This window comes from Streptomyces sp. NPDC051172 (assembly GCF_040682555.1).
Lineage (GTDB): Bacteria > Actinomycetota > Actinomycetes > Streptomycetales > Streptomycetaceae > Streptomyces.
Window position 1 is genome coordinate 68,322 of record NZ_JBFBBE010000037.1, and the last position, 18,066, is coordinate 86,387.

Here is an 18,066-nt window from a genome sequence, read left to right on the forward strand (position 1 = left end):
GTGGATCAGCGCACGATTCCGGTCATCGAAAATGACGAGTTTTGACGAGAGGCTGTTTCGCGTGGACGACGACAGGCCCGACGTGCTCCTCACCGGGCTGCTCTTCTACGATCTCGTCCTCACCGGGCTCGGGAAGCCGCCGACGCCGGGCGAGGAGATCTGGACGGGCGGGATGGGCTGCGGCCCCGGCGGCATCGCGAACCTCGCGGTGGCCGCGTCCCGGTTCGGCCTCAGCACCTCGCTGGCCACGGTCTTCGGCGACGACTTCTACGGCGAGTACTGCCGTGACGTCCTGTGCGACCAGGAGGACATCGACCTCTCGCTCTCCCGCACCGCGGACGGCTGGCCCACCCCCGTCACCGTCTCGCTCGCCACCGGCCACGACCGGGCCCTCGTCACCCACGGCCAGGAACCCCCGTACTCGCAGGACACGCTGATGGGCGACCCGCCCGAGGCGCGCACCGCCCTCGTGCACATCGAGGCCGAGCCCCGCACCTGGCTCGCCAAGGCCACCGCGAACGGCACCCAGATCTACGCCGACGTCGGCTGGGACCCCACCCAGGAGTGGTCCGCCGACCTCCTCGACCAGCTGAAGCTGTGCCACGCCTTCCTCCCCAACGAGACCGAGGCGATGGCCTACACCCGTACCGACAGCGCGGTCGCCGCGCTCGGCACGCTCTCGGAGCTGGTGCCGGTGGCCGTGGTCACCCGAGGCGGGGACGGCGCGGTGGCCGTCGACCAGACGACCGGCGAGTACGCCGAGGTCCCGGCCCTCGACGTCGACGTACTGGACGCCACCGGCGCCGGCGACGTCTTCGGCGCGAGCTTCGTCGCGGCCTCGCTCGGCGGCTGGCCCCTGGAGGAACGGCTGCGGTTCGCCGTCCTCGCGGCCGGGCTGTCGGTCCGGCACCACGGCGGGGCGCTCGCCGCTCCCGGCTGGTACGGCGTCGACCGCTGGTGGCGGTCGCTGAAGGACCCCGAACTGCGGCGCGCGTACGGCTTCCTGGCCGACCGGATCCCGGCCGACCCCGGACCGCCCGTGCGGCACGCCCCCGTCACCCCGCCCGCCCACACGTCCGTCGGCCCCCACGCCTGAGAACGGCTGCAGTACCCCCTCGAACCCCTCTCCACGTCGAACAGGAACAACAGGAGTGACCCGTGGACCTTTCTCGTAGAGGCTTCCTCCAGGCCGCCGCGCTCACCGCGGCCGCCTCCGGCCTGACCGTCGCATGCGGCGGCAGCTCGGGCTCGGGCAGCACCAAGAACGGCAAGGACCTCACCTTGTGGTACTGGGGCGGCGCGCTCAGCGACAACGTGGTCGCGGAGGCGAAGACCCACTTCGGCAGCACGGTCAAGCTCACCTCCGCCTCCATCGGCGGCGACTTCAAGCAGAAGCTCACCACCACCATCGCGGCAGGCACCTCCGTACCCGACATCACCGGCATCAAGGGCGAGGACATCGCGTCCTTCCTGCCCAACGGCGACCGCTTCCTCGACCTGAACGACCTCGGCTTCAAGAAGATCTCGTCCCAGTACCTGGACTGGAAGACCAAGCTCGCCCAGACCAAGGACGGCAAGCAGATAGGGTTCCCGATCGACATCGGCCCCACCGCGCTGTTCTACCGCGAGGACTTCTTCGCCAGGGCCGGGGTGCCCACCGACCCCGGCAAGGTCGCCGCCCTGGTCAAGACCTGGGAGGACTACTTCCAGCTCGGTACCGAACTGCAGAAGAAGAACCCCGGCACCTATCTGGTCAACAACATCGGCTCCATGTTCGACATGACCGTCGGCCAGGGCACCCAGCGGTTCATCGACAAGAACAACCACTTCATCGGCGACCAGGACCACATCCGGGCCGCATGGACCACGTCGGTGCGCCCCTACACCCTGGGCCTCGACGCCAAGATCAACGACAACACCTGGAACGCCGCCGTCGGCAAGACCCTCCTCACCGAGCTCGGCGCGGCCTGGCACGCGCTGGACATCGAGCAGGCTGCCCCGCAGACCAAGGGCAAGTGGCGGGTGTGCCCGATGCCCGTCGGACCGGCCAACCAGGGCGGCTCCTATCTGGCCCTGCCCAGGCAGTGCCGCAACCCCGAAGAGGCGTTCAAGATCATCAGCTGGATCCTCAGCCCCGCCAACGACGCCCGTGGCTTCACCGACGCCGCCATCTTCCCCGCCGCCCCGGCCGCCTACACCATGCCGGCCATGACGGGCCCCGACGCCTTCTTCGGCGGACAGAAGATCATCGACGTCTTCGGGCCGGCCGCCAAGGCGGTGCCGATCGCGTACGAGGCCCCGGCCGACGCCGCTGTCATGGCCCCCTACAAGACGGAACTGACCAACATCGAGGCCAAGGGCAAGAAGCCCGACGACGCCTGGAAGGACGCGGTCAGCCAGGCCAAGCAGATCGCCCGCCGGCAGGGGGTGAGCTGAGGTGTCGTCCCCTCCGGTCACCGGTTCCGCCGAGGTGCCGCAGCGCCTCGGCGGGCCGGTCCCGGCCCGGTTCCGCCCGCGGCGCACAGCGCCCGCGGGCTCCGCTCGGCCCAGGCGGCGCGGGCCGCTGTCGTACTGGCGGCAGTACCTGGCGATCTCGCCGTTCTACCTGATCTTCGCCGCGTTCTCCTTCTTCCCCGTCTTCTACTCGCTGTACCTGGCCTTCCAGCGCTGGGACGGCATGGGCACCATGCAGTTCGTGGGCCTGCAGCAGTTCACGTTCCTGTGGGACGACCCGGTCTTCTGGATGTCGATCCGCAACACGCTGGTGATCTGGGTGCTGTCCACCGTGCCCACCCTCTTCGGCGCCCTGATGCTGGCGACGCTGCTGCACTCGGTGCGCCGGTTCAAGGGCTTCTACCGCATCGCCCTGTACGTCCCGAACGTCACCTCGATCGTCGCCGTGGCGATCTTCTTCGGCGCGGTGTTCAGCAACAACTTCGGTCTGGTCAACGCGATCCTGGGCATGGTCGGCATCTCGCCGGTTCCCTGGCTGAGCAACCCGTGGCTGATCAAGCTGGTCATCGCGCTGCTGATGACCTGGCAGTGGACCGGCTACAACATGATCATCTATCTGGCCGGTCTGCAGGCGATCCCGAACTCGATCTACGAGGCGGCGAAGATGGACGGCGCGGGCCCCATCCGCACGTTCTTCCAGATCACGATCCCGATCATGCGGCCGATCATCCTGTTCACCGTCATCATCTCGACCATCAACGGTCTGCAGAGCTTCAGCGAACCCCAGGTCCTGTTCGGCAGCAACGCCGCCAACGCGAACCTCGGCGGCCCCGGCCAGGCGGGTCTGACCACGTTGCTGTACTTCTACCAGTCGGCCTTCCTCAACAACGACTACGGCTACGGCGCGGCCATCGTGTGGGCCTTCTTCGTACTGATCATCGTCCTCGTCGCCGTCAACTGGCGCATCACCACACGAGGGAGGAAGGCATGACGGCAGTGGACACCGCGCGGCCGGCCACGGGCGGCAGGCGGCTGCGCCGCCCCAAGGGCCTGACGGCGCACATCATCCTCGTCGTGGCCGTCCTGGTCTCGGTCTTCCCCTTCGCGTGGACGATCGTCATGGCGACCAACACCACGCAGGACATCTACAAGAGCCCGCCGAAGTTCACCTTCGGCTCCCATCTGCTGGAGAACATCCGGCATGTGCTGAACACCATCGACTTCTTCGGGTCGATGCTCAACACGGTGATGGTCGCGACCGTCACCACCGTCCTGGTGCTGTTCGTCGACTCCCTGGCGGCCTTCACCTTCGCCAAGTTCGACTTCCCCGGGCGCAAGCTGCTCTTCGGCACGCTGCTGCTGTTCATGATGCTGCCGCTGCAGCTGGCGATCCTGCCGCAGTTCATCCTGATGTCGAAGATCGGCTGGGTGGGCATGCTCAAGGCGCTGGCGCTGCCCTCGCTCGCCAACGCCTTCGGCATCTTCTGGCTGCACCAGTACATCCAGAACGGCGTACCCGACGAACTCCTCGACGCCGCGCGCATCGACGGGGCCGGGTTCTTCCGCCAGTACTGGAACATCGCACTGCCGATGATCAGGCCCGCGCTGTCGTTCCTCGCCATCTACGCCTTCGTGAACTGCTGGAACGACTACATCTGGCCGCTGGTCGTGCTGACCGATCCGGGCCATGTGACGCTCCAGGTGGAACTCGCCCAGCTCAACGTCGGCCACACCACCGACTACAGCATGGTCATGGCCGGTGTGCTGATGGCGGCGCTCCCACTGGTGGTGGTCTTCAGCATCTTCGCCCGCGGGTTCATCGCGGGGGCCACCGAAGGAGCGGTGCAGGGGAGCTGAGGCGAAGTCGCGAGAGAGGGGTGGGCGGTGAGGTACGACATCGGGGGTGAGCAACCGGGGCGCGGCAAGGTGCTCGTCGTGGGCATGGACGGCCTGCGCTACGACCGCCTGACCCGCTCGCCGGCCCACGCGCCCGTCCTGCACGGCCTGATGGCGGCGGGCGCCGTCGGCACCAGCCTGCTGCCCTACGGCGAGGCCGACGGCCAGGCGGAGAACGGGCCGTCGACCAGCATGGCCCACACCGACTCCGGGCCCGGCTGGTCGAGCATCCTGACCGGGGTGTGGCCCGACCGGCACGGCGTGCGGGGCAACGACTTCGTCGGCGCCGACTACGCCCGCTACCCGGACTTCCTGACCCGCGCCGCCGCGGCCCGCCCCGGTCTGCGCACCGCGGCCGCGGTGTCCTGGCCGCAACTGGTCCGCCGCGGCGTCCTGGGCCCCGCCATCGACCGACGCCGGCGCTTCAACGGCGAATTCCGCGGATACACGACCGCGGACCGCCGCGTCGCCCGCACCGTCCTGCGCTGGCTGACCAAGCACGACCCGGACGTCGTGTTCGTGTACTTCGGCGCCACCGACGAGGCCGGCCACGACACCGGCCCGCTCTCCCCCGCCTACGACCGGGCCCTGCTCGCCCAGGACGCCCACCTGGGGCGGCTGCTGCAGGCGATCGACGCCCGGCGCAGCGACCCGCACCGCGCCGGCGAGCGCTGGACCGTGCTGGTCACCACGGACCACGGCCACCTCGACAGCGGCGGCCACGGCGGCGACACGCACGCGGAACGGGAGGTCTTCGTCATCCTCGCGGAGCCCGGCGGGCCGGACTCCATACGACCCGACGACGGCCGACCCGACGACACCCAGGCCGTCGACACCGAAGCCCGGGACCGCCGACCCGACAGTCCGCGACCCGACAGGACCCGGCCCGCCTACAGCCGAGCCGCCGACACCCAGCCCGTCGACACCGAACCCGCCGACCACCGACCCGACAGCCCCAGGGCCCCCGGCGCCCAGCCCGCCGACCGCCGAGCCCACAGCCCCCGGCCCGACAGCTCGCCGCCCGCCGACAGCCGCCTCCACAGCCCCCGGCCCCTCGGCTCCCGCCTCGACTCGCCCCGCCTCATCGACATCGCCCCCACCGTCCTGGACCGGCTCGGTATCCCCGTCGACCCCACCTGGGGCCTGCAGGGCCGCGTCCTCCCCCGGCCCATCGCACCGACTTCGGACAGGTCATGACCGACGCACTCCCCACGGATCCCCTGATCGCCCTCCGCCCCTGGCAGGCACCCGAGGTGACCTCCTGGGGCCGCCTCCCCATGAACTCCGTCGACCGGCGCTCCGGAGCCCTCTCCCTGGACGGCGACTGGCGTTTCCAGTTGCTTCCCGCTCCGGACGCGCCGGTCGGCGGTGACTGGTCCACGTCGTACGTCCCCGGCGTCTGGACCATGCAGTCCGCCGGCGCCGACGACCTGCCGCAGTACACCAACGTCCGCATGCCGTTCTCCGAGTTCCCGCCCGGCTCGCCGGGCGCCAATCCGACGGGCGTGTACGAGCGCGAGGTGGACGTCCCCGCCGACTGGGCCGGGCGCCGGATCGTGCTCCAGGTCGGGGCCGCCGAGAGCGTGCTGCTGGTGCACGTCGACGGGCGGCCCGTGGGGATCTCCAAGGACTCCCATCTGGCCGCCGAGTTCGACCTCACGGATCTGGTGCGGGCCGGCGAGCGGGCGGTCGTACGGCTCACCGTCGTGAAGTGGTCGGACGCCTCGCACATCGAGGACCAGGACCAGTGGTGGCACGGCGGCATCACGCGCTCGGTGCTGCTGTACTCGACCGACCCCCTGCATCTGGCCGACGTGACGGTGCGGGCGTCGTACGGCGGCGAGCTGCGCGTCGACTGCCGGGTGCGGGACGCGCGCGGCGCGCTGCCCGACGGGTGGTACGTCAGTGGCGAACTGGACGGTCGACTCCTCGCGCAGGACCGGGAGTTCGACCGCGTCAACGCCGAGGACTGCCGCGTCTCCGACTTCCTCGGCGAGGCCCGCATCCACACATCCGTCCCCGAGGTGCGCACCTGGAACGCCGAGACTCCCGAGCTGTACGACCTCACCGTCCGCCTGCACCGCGCCGACGGAACGGTCGCCGACACCTCGCGGCACCGCATCGGCTTCCGCGACGTCGAGATCGCCGGACGGGACCTGCTCGTCAACGGCGAGCGGGTGTTCATCCGGGGCGTCAACCGGCACGACTTCCATCCGCTGACCGGCCGCACGGTGTCGTACGAGGACATGCGCGCGGACCTCGTCCTGCTGAAGCGGTTCGGTTTCAACGCGATCCGCACCTCCCACTACCCGAACGACCCGGCGCTCTACGACCTGACCGACGAGCTCGGCTTCTACGTCGTCGACGAGGCGGACATCGAGTCCCACGACCACGCCCACGAGATCGCCGACGACCCGCGCTACCTGGGCGCCTTCGTGGACCGGGTGTCGCGGATGGTGCTGCGGGACAAGAACCACCCGTCGATCATCATCTGGTCGCTGGGCAACGAGTCCGACTACGGTGCCAACCACGACGCGGCGGCCGGGTGGGTGCGGCGGCACGATCCGACGCGGCCGATCCAGTACGAGGGTGCCGCGAAGCTCGACTGGGCGGCGACGGACGACGCCTCCGACATCGCCTGCCCGATGTACGCGCCGCTGGAGGACTGCGTCGCCCACGCACTGTCGGGCCGGCAGACCCGGCCCCTCATCCAGTGCGAGTACTCGCATGCGATGGGCAACAGCAACGGCACCCTGGCGGACCATTGGGCGGCCATCGAGTCAACGCCAGGTCTTCAGGGCGGGTTCATCTGGGAGTTCTGGGACCACGGCATTCTCCAGCGTGTGAACGACGGCAGACCGGTCGGGCGTGGGGGCGCCGGGCTCTATGACAACGGTGTCGCCGCGCCCGGCCACCGCTGGGCCTACGGCGGCGACTTCGGCGAGACGATCCATGACGGGGCGTTCATCGCCGACGGAGTCGTCTTCCCGGACCGCACCCCGAAGCCGGTCCTGTACGAGCACCGGGAGATCGCGGCACCGGTGCGCATCGAGTGCTTCAAGCACGAGGGCATCGTGCTCGGCAACCACCAGCACTTCCGGGGCCTGGACTGGCTGTCCGGCCGGTGGGAACTCTCCCTCGCCGACGGCCGCACGCTGACCGCACCCGCCGAACTGCCCGCCCTGCGGCCCGGCGAGACGGCCGCCGTGCCGCTGCCCTTCGACCTCCCGCGCGACGGCGGCGAGGCCTGGCTGACGCTGCGGGTGACGACCGCCGACGACCAGCCGTGGGCGCCGCGCGGCACGGATGTCTGCGCGCCGCAGGTCCAGCTGCGCGGGCCGTCCGTGTCCTGGGAGGTCCCCGTGGACGGCACCGTCGAGGTCGACGACGAGGGCCTCCTGGTCCATCCGCTGCTGACGGCCGCCCCCACCCTCTCCCTGTGGCGGGCACCCACCGACAACGACGAGCTGGGCGGCATCGCCCTGCGCTGGCGGACCTGGGGCCTCGACGCGCTCGTCCGCAAGGTCGTGGCGGTACGGCAGGACGGCGGCCGGGTCACCGTGGACGCCGAGTACGCGGGCACGGTCGGCGGCGTACGGCACCGGCAGGTGTTCACACCCGTCGAGGGCGGCATCCGCATCGACGAGGAGGCCGAGCTGCCCGACGAGTTCCACGATGTGGCGCGGGTCGGCTCGGTCTTCGAGACGGTGCCCGGGCTCGACCTGCTGGAATGGTTCGGGCAGGGCCCGTGGGAGTCGTATCCCGACCGGAGCGTCGGCGCACCCGTCGGCCACCACTCCGTGCCCGTCGACGCGTTGTTCACCCCCTATCTGCGCCCGCAGGAGAGCGGCGGACGGCACGGTGTACGGCACTTCACGCTGTCCGCGGCGGACGCGACGGGCCTCGCGGTCGTGCTGGACGAACCGCGCCAGGTCTCCGTCACCCGCCATCGCGCAGAGGACCTGACCGCCGCCTCGCACCACGACGAGCTCGTGCCGCGCTCCGGGTGCGTGGTGCACCTCGACGCGGCGCACCGCGGGCTCGGCACGGCGTCGTGCGGCCCCGACACCTCCGCCTCGTATCTGATCCCGCCGGGGGTCCACCGCTGGAGCTGGACCCTGCGCGTTCTGTAACCTCCCGCCCTTCCCCGTTCCTCACGTCACCTTTCACGGAGCACACGTGTGCACTTCGCATGACCACAACCAGGGCGAGGCCGCACAGGCCGGTGCCGCCCGACGCAGTTTCCTCAGAGCCACCGCGCTGCTCGGCGCGGCCGCCGGCGTCGGGGTGGCGCTGCCGGCCGTCGCCGAGGCGGCACCCGCGAGCGCGAGCAACTGGCGGCCCGACGCCCACAGCCGTCGCTTCACGCTCGCCGTCATGCCCGACACGCAGTACCTCTTCGACGGGCCCAGCATCGACAAGGCGCCGGTCGAGGCCTCCCTGCGCTATCTGCTGGAACACGGCAAGGACGAGAACATCGTCTTCCTGTCCCACCTGGGCGACCTCACCCAGAACGGCGCCAAGGACGAATTCGCCGCGATCAGCGAGGCGTTCGGGCTGCTGGACCGCAGCGGTGTCGGTTACAGCGTCCTGGCCGGCAACCACGACGTGCGGTCCTCGACGGACGACCAGCGCGGCTCGACGCCGTACCTGGACACGTTCGGGCCGCAGCGCTTCAAGGGAAAGAAGACGTTCGGCGGCGCCTCCGACGACGGCTACAACACCTACCACCTGTTCCGGGCGGCCGGGCACGAGTGGCTGGTCCTCGCGCTGGACTGGCGGCTGTCGGCGAAGGGGTACGCCTGGGCGAAGGACGTGCTCGCCAAACACCCGAAGGCGCCGGTCATCCTCACCACGCATGAACTCGTCGTCGAGGACGACCAGTTGTCGGCGTACGGGCAGCAGCTGTGGGACCAGCTGGTCGAGGAGCACGACCAGATCTTCCTCACCCTGAACGGCCACTACTGGCCCGCGGGCCGCGCGACCCGCAAGAACGCGGCCGGCAACGATGTCCACCTGCACCTCACCAACTACCAGAACCGCTACTTCGGCGGCGCGGCGATGATCCGCCTCTACCGCTTCGATCTGGACCGGAACGTCATCGACGTGGAGACCGTCTCCCCGTGGATCCTCGGCCGGGCGCGCAAGGGCCTCAATGAGCTGGAGCGGCAGGAGATCGAGCTGAGCGGTGACGCGGACCGCTTCTCGGTGGAGATCGACTTCCAGAAACGTTTCTCCGGATTCGCTCCCGTTCCGGCCCGTCCGGCTCGCCCCGCGTCCAAGGTCGTCATCCCCGGCACGGTCGCCTACTGGCGCTTCGACGGGCACGGTGGCGGTACGGCGGTCGGCGGCACCGTCCGTGACCTGTCCGGACGCGGCAACGACCTCACCCTCGTCACGGTGGGCGGCGGCGCCCTGAACTGGTCGTCCGACCACCACCCCGACCAGCCGGGCCACGGCAGCCTGGAGTTCCAGGGCTACAAGTCCCCGCTGAGGGGCGCGTATCTGAAGACGGTCGACGGCGCCCCGCTCAACTCGGCGACGTTCAAGGACGGTTACACCATCGAGGCGTTCTACCGTCTGCCCGCCGACTGGGACCCGGACCACAACGCCTGGTCCGGCATCGTCAGCCGCACCGGCACGGGCGGCGCGGCGGGCAAGACCGCCGACGACCCCGACGAGCCGCTGGCCACCCTGTCGCTGTCCAACGACCGCGAGCCGCAGTGGGCGATGCGCCCGCTCAACCAGCAGGGGATCGCCACCAACTGGGGCCAGGAGACCCCGCTGGAGACCTGGTGGCACCTCGCGGTGGTCAACGACGGCAAGCACACCACGCTGTACGTCGAGGGCTGCCCGGTCGTCCGCAACCCGAAGGCCCCCTCGATCGGCATCACCTCCGTCGGACTGCCGTGGCTGCTCGGCGGCTACGAGTACGCAGGAAAGATCGACCAGATCCTGCACGGCCGCCTCGGCGACGTCCGGATCGTCGCGCGGGCGCTGCCCGTCACCTCGTTCATGAACCACTGACCCGCACCAGGAACTCACGATGACCGAGCAGCAGCTGCCCGCCTGGGCCGACCCGTCCGTCTCTCCCGCCCGTCTCGACGCCCAGGGCGTCTCGCGCCGCGGGCTCCTGCGCCGTGCAGGGATGTTCGGGGCAGCCTTCACTCTCGGGTCGGTGGCCACCCCCGCCTTGGCCGCCTCCGACCGGCCCGCCTTCGGTGGCGACGACCCGCACCTCGCCTACCTCGTCGGCGACCACCACGTCCACTCCGTCTACAGCCACGACGCCAAGTACACGTTCTCGCAGCAGGCGCAGGCGGCCGCCAGGTACGGCCTGGACTGGATGGTGTTCAACGAGCACTCCAACTTCGGGCACGCCCACTACGGTGCCGCGCTGGAGCACCAGGAGATCCTCAAGGCCCGCGCCGAGAACCCGCGCCAGCTCATCTTCCAGGGCCTGGAGTGGTACATCCCGGCCGCCGAGCACTGCACCGTGTTCGCCGCGCCCGGCCCGAACGAGGTCGATCTGCTCACGCAGTTCGAGCTCGCCTACGACGGCAAGCTCCTCGGCTACACCGACGGCTCCGCGACCGGCGCCGACACCGCCCGCAACGAGGCGCACGCCGTCAAGGCCATCAAGTGGCTGGCCGAGCAGCGCGATTCGGGCTACGTCGACGACGTACTCGTCCTCGCCAACCACCCGCTGCGTCTCGGCATCGACTCCCCGCACGAGATGCGGGGCTGGCGGGACGCGGCCCCCGAGATCATGATCGGTATGGAGGGTGCGCCCGGCGCCCAGGGCGCGGCCATCCCGGGCTGGCGTGGTGCCACCTCGATCCGCGGCGAGTACGAGAACAAGCCGTCGGCGCAGTCCTGGGCGGGCTACCCGGCGGACGCGTATCTGACGTACGGCGGCTTCGACTGGGCGACGGCGACCGTTGGCGGCCTGTGGGACTCGATGCTCGCCGAGGGCCGCCTCTTCACGATCACCACCAACTCCGACAACCACCGCACGGTCTTCGACACCTGGAAGAACAGCGACTGGCCGGCCGGGCAGAACTTCGACAACACCGGCAAGCTGCCCGACCCGGTGAACACCGACAGCCCGCAGCCGGGCAGCGACTTCTGGCCCGGCGAGTTCAGCCGCACCCACGTCGGCGTGACCCGCTACGGCTACCGCGCAGTGATGGCGGGCCTGCGCGCGGGGCGCGTCTGGCTCGACCACGGGCATCTGCTCGACGGTCTCGACGTCCGCGTGAAGCGGGACTGCGACGCGGGCCGGGGCGTCACGCTCGGCGGGCGGCTGCGCGTCCGCAAGGGCGAGAAGATCACCCTGTACGTCACCGTCACCACCGCCTCCCGGGCCAACCCGCAGGGCATCCTGCCCCAGTTGGCGCACGTGGACGTGATCAGGGGCGCGGTGCGCGGCCCCGTGACCGACCGGGACAGCTGGAAGGCGCCGGACACCAGGGTCGTCCAGACGAAGGACGTGTCCGGCCGCCAGGGGACCTACACCCTGCGCATCCCGCTGACCGTCGGGGACGAGTCCTTCTACGTCCGGCTGCGCGGCAGCGACGGGAACCGCCACGGGGCGGGGTACCTGGGTGCCTCGGTCGACCCTCACGGGCCGATTCCCCACGAGCCCGGCAACGGTGATCCGTGGGCGGACACATGGTTCTACTCGAACCCCGTATTCGTCGATGTGGCAGGTGGCTGACGCGTCGGAGTGATCCATCGCGTCGTACCGTGGCCGCATGACCGGTGAAGAGTCGTTGCGGCCGCAGTCCCTCCTGTTGACGTTTCTGGGGGACCAGGTGCTGGGGCGGGACGTCTGTGTGTACTCGGGCAGCGTGATCGATGTCTTCGCGCGTGCCGGGGTCGGTGAGCAGGCGACCCGCTCGACACTGACCCGGATGGTCAAGCGGGGGCTGCTGCGCCGCCAGCGCGAGGGCCGCAAGATGTACTTCGGGCTGACCGAGCACTCGGCGACGGTGCTGCGGGACGGTGAACACCGGATCTGGCAGACCGGTGCGGTCAACCGGCACTGGGACGGCACCTGGACCCTGCTCGGGTTCTCGCTGCCGGAGTCCTGGCAGCGTCAGCGCCACGATCTGCGCTCCAAGCTGACCTGGAGCGGTTTCGGGCCGCTGTTCAGCGGTCTGTGGATCGCACCGGGCGAGGTCGACGTGGCGGAGCTGGTGTCCGAGCTCGGACTTGCCGCGCATGTGAAGGTCTTCCGTGCGCACGCCGACGTCGGTATGGACATCGGCGCGATGATCGAGGAGACCTGGGAGCTGTCCGAACTGGCCGCGCGCTACGAGGAGTTCGTGCGCCGCTGGGAGGCCTGGGAGAGCCGGCTGCCGGATGCCGACGACGCCCTGGCGCTGCGGCTGCGACTGCAGGCCGAGTGGCTGCAGGTGATCCGCCGCGACCCGCGCCTGCCGGTCAAGCACCTGCCGGACGACTGGCCGGCGGAACGGGCCGAGAAGACGTTCCGGGCGGTGTACGACCGGCTCACACCGCTCGCGCGGGAGGCCTCGGAGCGCCTTCTCGACCTGATGCCGGTACGCCCCGATCAGGCGTAGAACCGCGACAGGCTCTGCAGTACGGCCGCGGGCTTCGTGCCGCCCTCGATCTCGATCGTGCCGTCCACGGTGATCTGCACGCCGCCCGGTACCTCCTCGACCTCCGCGAGCTTTCCGACCAGGCGGATGCGGGAGCCGACCTTCACCGGTGAGGGGAAACGCACCTTGTTCAGGCCGTAGTTGACCTTGGTGGTGACGCCCTGGACGTCCAGGAGTTCGGTGAAGAGGAGGATGAAGAGGGACAGGGTGAGGTAGCCGTGGGCGATCGGGGCACCGAAGGGACCCTCGGCGGCGCGCTCGGGGTCCACGTGGATCCACTGGTGGTCGCCGGTGGCGTCGGCGAAGGTGTTGATGCGCTCCTGGGTGACCTCGATCCATTCGCTGGTGCCCAGGTCGCTGCCCGCGAGCTTCTTCAGTTCGTCGATGCCGTTGACGGTGACGCTCATGAGTGGTGTTCCTTAGGGGAGTCGGTCAGTTCCCGAAGCGCTTGCGCACCCGGGACTTGAGGAGCTTTCCGGAGGCGGTGCGCGGGAGTTCGTCCGCGAGGACCACCGACTTCGGGATCTTGTACTTGGCGAGGCGCCCGGCGAGCGAGGCCAGTACCTCGTCGGGGTCGACGGACCCGCCCTCGCGGGGGACGACGACCGCCCGCGGCACCTCGCCCCACTTGTCGTCCGGCACGCCGATGACCGCGCACTCGACGATGTCGGGATGCGCCAGCAGCAGGTCCTCGATCTCGGCCGGGTAGATGTTCTCGCCGCCTGAGATGATCATGTCCTTGATCCGGTCGACGATATGGACGTACCCGTCCTCGTCGACCCGGGCCGCATCCCCGCTGCGGAACCAGCCGTCGGCGAAGGAGGCGGCCGTCTCCTCGGGCAGCCCCCAGTAGCCGGGCATGACATGCGGCCCGCGGACGATGATCTCGCCGGTCTCGCCGACGTCGACAGGGGCGAGGTCCGGCCGTACGACGCGCACGTCGCTGAAGAAGTGCGGCACCCCCGCCGAGCCGGCCTTGCTGACCGCGTGCTCCGCGTCCAGGAACAGCGTGCCGGGGGACGCCTCGGTCATGCCGTAGCCCTGGAGGAAGGTCAGGCCCCGCTCCTGGTACGCGGCGATGAGCGGTGTCGAGACCGGGGAGCCGCCGCAGGTGAGGATACGCAGGGAGGACAGGTCCGCGTCCGGCCAGCGCGGATGGCGGGCCACCTGCTCGAACATCGTCGGCACCCCGAACATGAAGGTGATCCGGTGCTGTTCGATCAGGTCGAAGGTGGCGTCCGGGTCGAACGCCTCCACCAGGACGCAGGTGCCGCCCTTCAACAGCACCGGGAGGGTCAGCATGTTCAGGCCGGCCGTGTGGAACAACGGAGCGGAGACCAGGGCGCGTTCGTCGGCGATCAGGTCGTGGTCGACGAGGACGTTGACCGCGTTCCAGGTCAGGTTGCCGTGGGTGAGCATCGCGCCCTTTGGGCGGCCGGTGGTCCCCGAGGTGTACATGATGATGCAGGTGTCGTCCGGGACGACCGGCTCGTCGATCGGCTCGTTCGCGACGGACGCCACCGCCTCCTCGTAGTCGGCGCCCACCTCGACGTACGCCCGGACGTCGGTGTTGCCGGGCAGCCCGGCGACCAGGCCCGCGTGCGAGGGGCCGTAGACGAGTGCCTTGGCGCCGGAGTCGGCGAGCTGGAAGGCGATCTCCGGGCCCGCGAGGCGGGTGTTGAGCGGGACGAAGACGGCGCCGAGCGTGCCGGCGGCGAAGAGGGTCTCCAGGTAGGAGGGGTGGTTCGGGCCGAGGTAGGCGATGCGGTCGCCGCGCCGGATGCCCCGGGCGCGCAGGGCGTGAGCGAGGCGGGTGGTGCGGCTGTACAGCTCGCCGTAGGTGAGCGTGGTGCCGCCGTGGACCAGGGCGGTGCGGTGCGGGGTCTTGCGGGCCCGGCGTGCGGGCCATGACCCGAGTCCCTCATTGCGCATCTACGGCCCCTTACGGCTTCGTCAGCCCGAGCAGACGGGCGGCGTTCTCCTTGAGGATCTTCGGCTTCACCTCGTCCTTGATCGACAGCTGCTCGAAGTCGCTCAGCCAGCGGTCGGGGGTGAGGACGGGGAAGTCGGAGCCGAAGAGGACCTTGTCCTTGAGCAGCGTGTTCGCGTACTGCACGAGCTGCGGCGGGAAGTACTTCGGCGACCAGCCGGACAGGTCGATGTGCACGCCCGGCTTGTGCGTGGCGACGGCGAGGGCCTCGTCCTGCCAGGGGAAGGACGGGTGCGCCAGGATGATCTTGAGGTGCGGGAAGTCGGCGGCCACGTCGTCCACGTGGAGGGGGTTGGAGTACTTGAGCCTGATCCCGCCCCCGCCGGGGACTCCGGCGCCGATGCCCGTCTGGCCCGTGTGGAAGAGGGCGATGGTGCCCGTCTCCTCGATCACCTCGTAGAGGTCGTACGCCACCGAGCGGTCGTTGGGGAAGAAGCCCTGGATGCTCGGGTGGAACTTGAAGCCCTTGACGCCGTACTCCTCGACCAGCCGCCGGGCCTGCTTCACGCCCGCCTTGCCGCGGAAGGGGTCGATGGAGGCGAAGGGGATGAGGACGTCCGCGTTGGCGGCGGCCGCCTCGGCGACCTCCTCGTTCGGGACGGGCGCGGTGCCGGTGGCGGACTCGGCGTCGACCGTGAAGATCACGGCGGCCATCTTCCGCTCACGGTAGTAGGCGGCCGTCTCCTGAAGGGTCGGCTTCCGCTTGCCCTCGACCTTGAAGTACGCGGAGGACGCGTCGTGCAGGTCGTCGTCCAGGGAGGAGTGGCCCTTGGAGGAGACCTCCGCGTGGGTGTGGACGTCGATCGCGACGAGTTCCTCGACGTCGATGCTCGTCATGGCTCAGGCCTCCGGGAACTTCGGGGCGGGGACGCCGACGCTCTGCAGCTCCGCGCCGACCGAGGTGGGGAAGGCGTCGGCCAGGCTGTCCGGGGTCCAGCCGCCGTCGGCGTACGCCGCCTTGATCTCCTGCGGATGCGACCAGAGTGCCACCTTGTCGCCGCCGATGCCGATGGCCTGACCGGTGATTCCGCGCGCGGCCTCGGAGGCGAGGAACGGGACGAGCGCCGCACAGTCCTCGGGGGTGCCGAAGCCCTCGCCCTTGCGCAGGAAGTCCGGCAGCGGCTCGCCGTTCTTCATGGCCTCGATGTACGGGGCGAAGGCGGGGATGGTCTCGGTCATCGCGGTCGCGGCGACCGGCACGATCGCGTTGACGGTGATGTTCGCGCGGCCCAGCTCCATCGACCAGGTGCGGGCGAAGGCGGCGATGCCGGCCTTGGCGGCGGAGTAGTTGGTCTGCCCGAAGTTGCCGCGCTGTCCGGCCGGGGAGCCGACCAGGATCAGGGTGCCGCCCTCGCCCTGCTCGCGCATCCGGACGGCGGCGGCGCGGGCGCAGGTGAAGGTGCCCTTGAGATGGGTGGTGATCACCGCGTCGAAGTCGTCGTCGGACATCTTCCACAGGACCTTGTCGCGCAGGATGCCGGCGTTCGTGACCAGGATGTCCAGCCGTCCGAACTCCTCGACCGCGCGATTCACCAGCAGGTCGGCGGCCTCGCTCGTGCCGACCGGGACCACCTCGGCGACGGCGGTGCCGCCCGCCTCGGTGATGGACTTCACGGCCGCCTCGGCCACGGCCTCGTCGACGTCGTTGACGACCACGGACGCGCCATGGGCGGCCAGGGCGTGCGCATAGGCGAGGCCGAGGCCCCGGCCACTGCCGGTGACGACGGCGACCTTGCCGGTGAGATCGATGCTGGGCACGAGTGGATCCCTTTCGCATGGGGTGCGGCTTCGAGATCGAAGCTAAGAGCAATAATTGTTGACGTCAATAGTTGTTGGCGACCTACGGGTACGTCATGCTGGAATCACCAGGACGCAACGAGCACAGGGAGCCCGCCATCGCACGCCAGCACGCCACCCCGAAGCCCATCGACGTGGACGAGCCGTGGATGCGCGGGCTGCATGCGGACACGGGCTACCTGCTCTACCGCCTGGGCCTGCGCTCCGGACAGCTGTTCAACGCCTTCCTCCAGGAGTCGGGGCTGCGCCTGCGGCACTACGCGGTCCTGCGCTTCCTCGCCACCACCGACGGCGCCCTGCAGCGCGAACTCAGCACCCGCCTCGGCTACGACCCGAGCGCGATCGTCGGCCTCGTCGACGACCTGGAGAAGCTGGGCTTCGCCGAGCGCCGCCCCTCCCCCGACGACCGCCGCAGCCGCATCGTCGTCCTCACCGAGGACGGCCGCGCCTTCCTGCGCGACACCGACGAGGCGGGCCTGCGCGCGACGAGCGAGCTCTTCGAGCCGCTCGAGCCGGCCGAACGCGAGACGCTGCATGCACTGCTGCTGCGGATCGCGGAGGACGGGCTCGGCTGACGCCATGACCGCCCGCTCCGCCCCCGACCGGCTGCTCGCCGTGCTCGCCGCGTTCGACCACGAGCACCCGGCGCTGTCCCTCACGGACATCAGCCGGCGGGCCGGGCTGACCCTCACCACCGCACACCGCCTGGTGGGCGCCCTCACCGACTGGGGCGCCCTGGAGCGGGACGCATCCGGCGTCTACCACGTCGGGCTCAGGCTGTGGGAGGTCGCGGCGCTCGCCCCGCGCGGGCTGGCGCTGCGGCAGATCGCGCTGCCGTACCTGGAGGACCTGTACGAGGCGACGCACGAGAACGTGCAGTTGGCGGTGCGGGACGGCGGGGAGGTCGTCTACATCGAGTGGATCTCCGGTCGCAGCGCCGTCGGCGTGCACATACGGGTCGGGGCGCGCTGGCCGCTGCACGCCACCGGGGTGGGGCTTGCGCTGCTGGCGCACTGCGGTTCGCAGGCGCAGGAGGAGTACTGCGCGGGGCCGCTCGCCTCGTTCACGCCGTACACCATCACCGAGCCGGAGCGGCTGCGCCGGGTGCTGGCCGAGGTGCGGCGCACGGGAGTCGCGGTGAGCAGCCGGCAGGTCACCGACAACGCTCTGTCGGTGGCCGCCCCCATACGCGGGCCGGGCGGGGCGGTGGTCGCCGCCGTGTCGGTGGTGGTGGGGGGCGGCCGCCCCCCGCGGGCCGGCGGTGGGGGCCGGGGGGGGGGGGGGGGACCCGGGCCAAAGGAC

General features: G+C 70.4%; 15 protein-coding genes. 11 read left to right on the plus strand and 4 right to left on the minus strand.

The features are described 5' to 3' along the window. Positions 1–61: 61 nt before the first annotated feature. The 9 genes from AB0N07_RS22995 (at position 62) to AB0N07_RS23035 (ending at position 12,938) form a co-directional block, all read left to right on the plus strand. Positions 62–1,096, plus strand: a complete 1,035-nt coding sequence (locus AB0N07_RS22995; protein WP_365837861.1) for a carbohydrate kinase family protein — start codon at positions 62–64, stop codon at positions 1,094–1,096. Between the two features lie 62 nt (positions 1,097–1,158). Further along, positions 1,159–2,436: an extracellular solute-binding protein gene (locus tag AB0N07_RS23000; RefSeq protein WP_365837863.1), complete on the plus strand. Its 1,278-nt coding sequence runs from the start codon at positions 1,159–1,161 to the stop codon at positions 2,434–2,436. Positions 2,437–2,470: 34 nt separating this feature from the next. Further along, positions 2,471–3,445 carry a sugar ABC transporter permease gene (locus tag AB0N07_RS23005; RefSeq protein WP_365837894.1) on the plus strand — a complete coding sequence of 325 codons (975 nt, stop codon included), beginning with the start codon at positions 2,471–2,473 and terminating at the stop codon, positions 3,443–3,445. Further along, positions 3,442–4,311, plus strand: a complete 870-nt coding sequence (locus AB0N07_RS23010; RefSeq protein WP_365837866.1) for a carbohydrate ABC transporter permease — start codon at positions 3,442–3,444, stop codon at positions 4,309–4,311. The genes AB0N07_RS23005 and AB0N07_RS23010 overlap by 4 nt, the downstream gene beginning before the upstream one ends. A 27-nt stretch (positions 4,312–4,338) precedes the next feature. Then, entirely contained in the window at positions 4,339–5,547 is a 1,209-nt protein-coding gene (locus AB0N07_RS23015) for an alkaline phosphatase family protein (RefSeq protein ID WP_365837868.1), read from the plus strand. Then, positions 5,544–8,483: a glycoside hydrolase family 2 TIM barrel-domain containing protein gene (locus tag AB0N07_RS23020; RefSeq protein ID WP_365837870.1), complete on the plus strand. Its 2,940-nt coding sequence runs from the start codon at positions 5,544–5,546 to the stop codon at positions 8,481–8,483. The genes AB0N07_RS23015 and AB0N07_RS23020 overlap by 4 nt, the downstream gene beginning before the upstream one ends. Positions 8,484–8,529: 46 nt before the next feature. Next, positions 8,530–10,377, plus strand: a complete 1,848-nt coding sequence (locus AB0N07_RS23025) for a LamG-like jellyroll fold domain-containing protein (RefSeq protein ID WP_365837872.1) — start codon at positions 8,530–8,532, stop codon at positions 10,375–10,377. Between the two features lie 19 nt (positions 10,378–10,396). After that, positions 10,397–12,070, plus strand: a complete 1,674-nt coding sequence (locus tag AB0N07_RS23030) for a PHP domain-containing protein (RefSeq protein ID WP_365837874.1) — start codon at positions 10,397–10,399, stop codon at positions 12,068–12,070. Positions 12,071–12,107: 37 nt separating this feature from the next. Beyond that, on the plus strand, positions 12,108–12,938 hold the full coding sequence (locus tag AB0N07_RS23035; protein WP_365837876.1) for a PaaX family transcriptional regulator C-terminal domain-containing protein: 831 nt from the start codon (positions 12,108–12,110) through the stop codon (positions 12,936–12,938). On the opposite strand, the gene AB0N07_RS23040 is transcribed toward AB0N07_RS23035, so the two are convergent. Genes AB0N07_RS23040 through AB0N07_RS23055 form a run of 4 tightly spaced genes read right to left on the minus strand, consistent with a single transcriptional unit; the run spans position 12,929 to position 16,725 of the window. After that, a complete protein-coding gene (locus AB0N07_RS23040) occupies positions 12,929–13,384 on the minus strand; it encodes a MaoC family dehydratase (RefSeq protein WP_365837878.1) in 456 nt (151 codons plus the stop codon). The genes AB0N07_RS23035 and AB0N07_RS23040 overlap by 10 nt on opposite strands. Before the next feature lie 25 nt (positions 13,385–13,409). After that, positions 13,410–14,909, minus strand: a complete 1,500-nt coding sequence (gene menE, locus AB0N07_RS23045; protein ID WP_365837880.1) for an o-succinylbenzoate--CoA ligase — start codon at positions 14,907–14,909, stop codon at positions 13,410–13,412. Between the two features lie 10 nt (positions 14,910–14,919). Continuing rightward, positions 14,920–15,795 carry an amidohydrolase family protein gene (locus AB0N07_RS23050; protein ID WP_365837896.1) on the minus strand — a complete coding sequence of 292 codons (876 nt, stop codon included), beginning with the start codon at positions 15,793–15,795 and terminating at the stop codon, positions 14,920–14,922. A 12-nt stretch (positions 15,796–15,807) separates the two neighbouring features. Next, entirely contained in the window at positions 15,808–16,725 is a 918-nt protein-coding gene (locus tag AB0N07_RS23055) for an SDR family oxidoreductase (RefSeq protein WP_365837882.1), read from the minus strand. A 188-nt stretch (positions 16,726–16,913) separates the two neighbouring features. Between AB0N07_RS23055 and AB0N07_RS23060 the strand changes: the two genes are divergently transcribed. Both AB0N07_RS23060 and AB0N07_RS23065 read left to right on the plus strand, forming a co-directional pair. Beyond that, the gene (locus AB0N07_RS23060) at positions 16,914–17,339 is read left to right on the plus strand and encodes a MarR family transcriptional regulator (RefSeq protein ID WP_365837898.1); all 426 of its coding nucleotides are present in this window, start codon (positions 16,914–16,916) and stop codon (positions 17,337–17,339) included. A gap of 4 nt (positions 17,340–17,343) precedes the next feature. Continuing rightward, a partial coding sequence (locus AB0N07_RS23065) for an IclR family transcriptional regulator (protein ID WP_365837884.1) occupies positions 17,344–18,066 on the plus strand: 723 nt, incomplete at its 3' end.

Coding starts and splice junctions, on each gene's coding strand:
- AB0N07_RS23010 (WP_365837866.1), top strand. CDS start 3,442: ATGACGGCAGTGGACACCGCGCGGCCGGCCACGGGCGGCAGGCGGCTG.
- AB0N07_RS23020 (WP_365837870.1), top strand. CDS start 5,544: ATGACCGACGCACTCCCCACGGATCCCCTGATCGCCCTCCGCCCCTGG.
- AB0N07_RS23030 (WP_365837874.1), top strand. CDS start 10,397: ATGACCGAGCAGCAGCTGCCCGCCTGGGCCGACCCGTCCGTCTCTCCC.
- AB0N07_RS23035 (WP_365837876.1), top strand. CDS start 12,108: ATGACCGGTGAAGAGTCGTTGCGGCCGCAGTCCCTCCTGTTGACGTTT.
- AB0N07_RS23040 (WP_365837878.1), bottom strand. CDS start 13,384: ATGAGCGTCACCGTCAACGGCATCGACGAACTGAAGAAGCTCGCGGGC.
- menE (WP_365837880.1), bottom strand. CDS start 14,909: ATGCGCAATGAGGGACTCGGGTCATGGCCCGCACGCCGGGCCCGCAAG.
- AB0N07_RS23060 (WP_365837898.1), top strand. CDS start 16,914: ATGCGCGGGCTGCATGCGGACACGGGCTACCTGCTCTACCGCCTGGGC.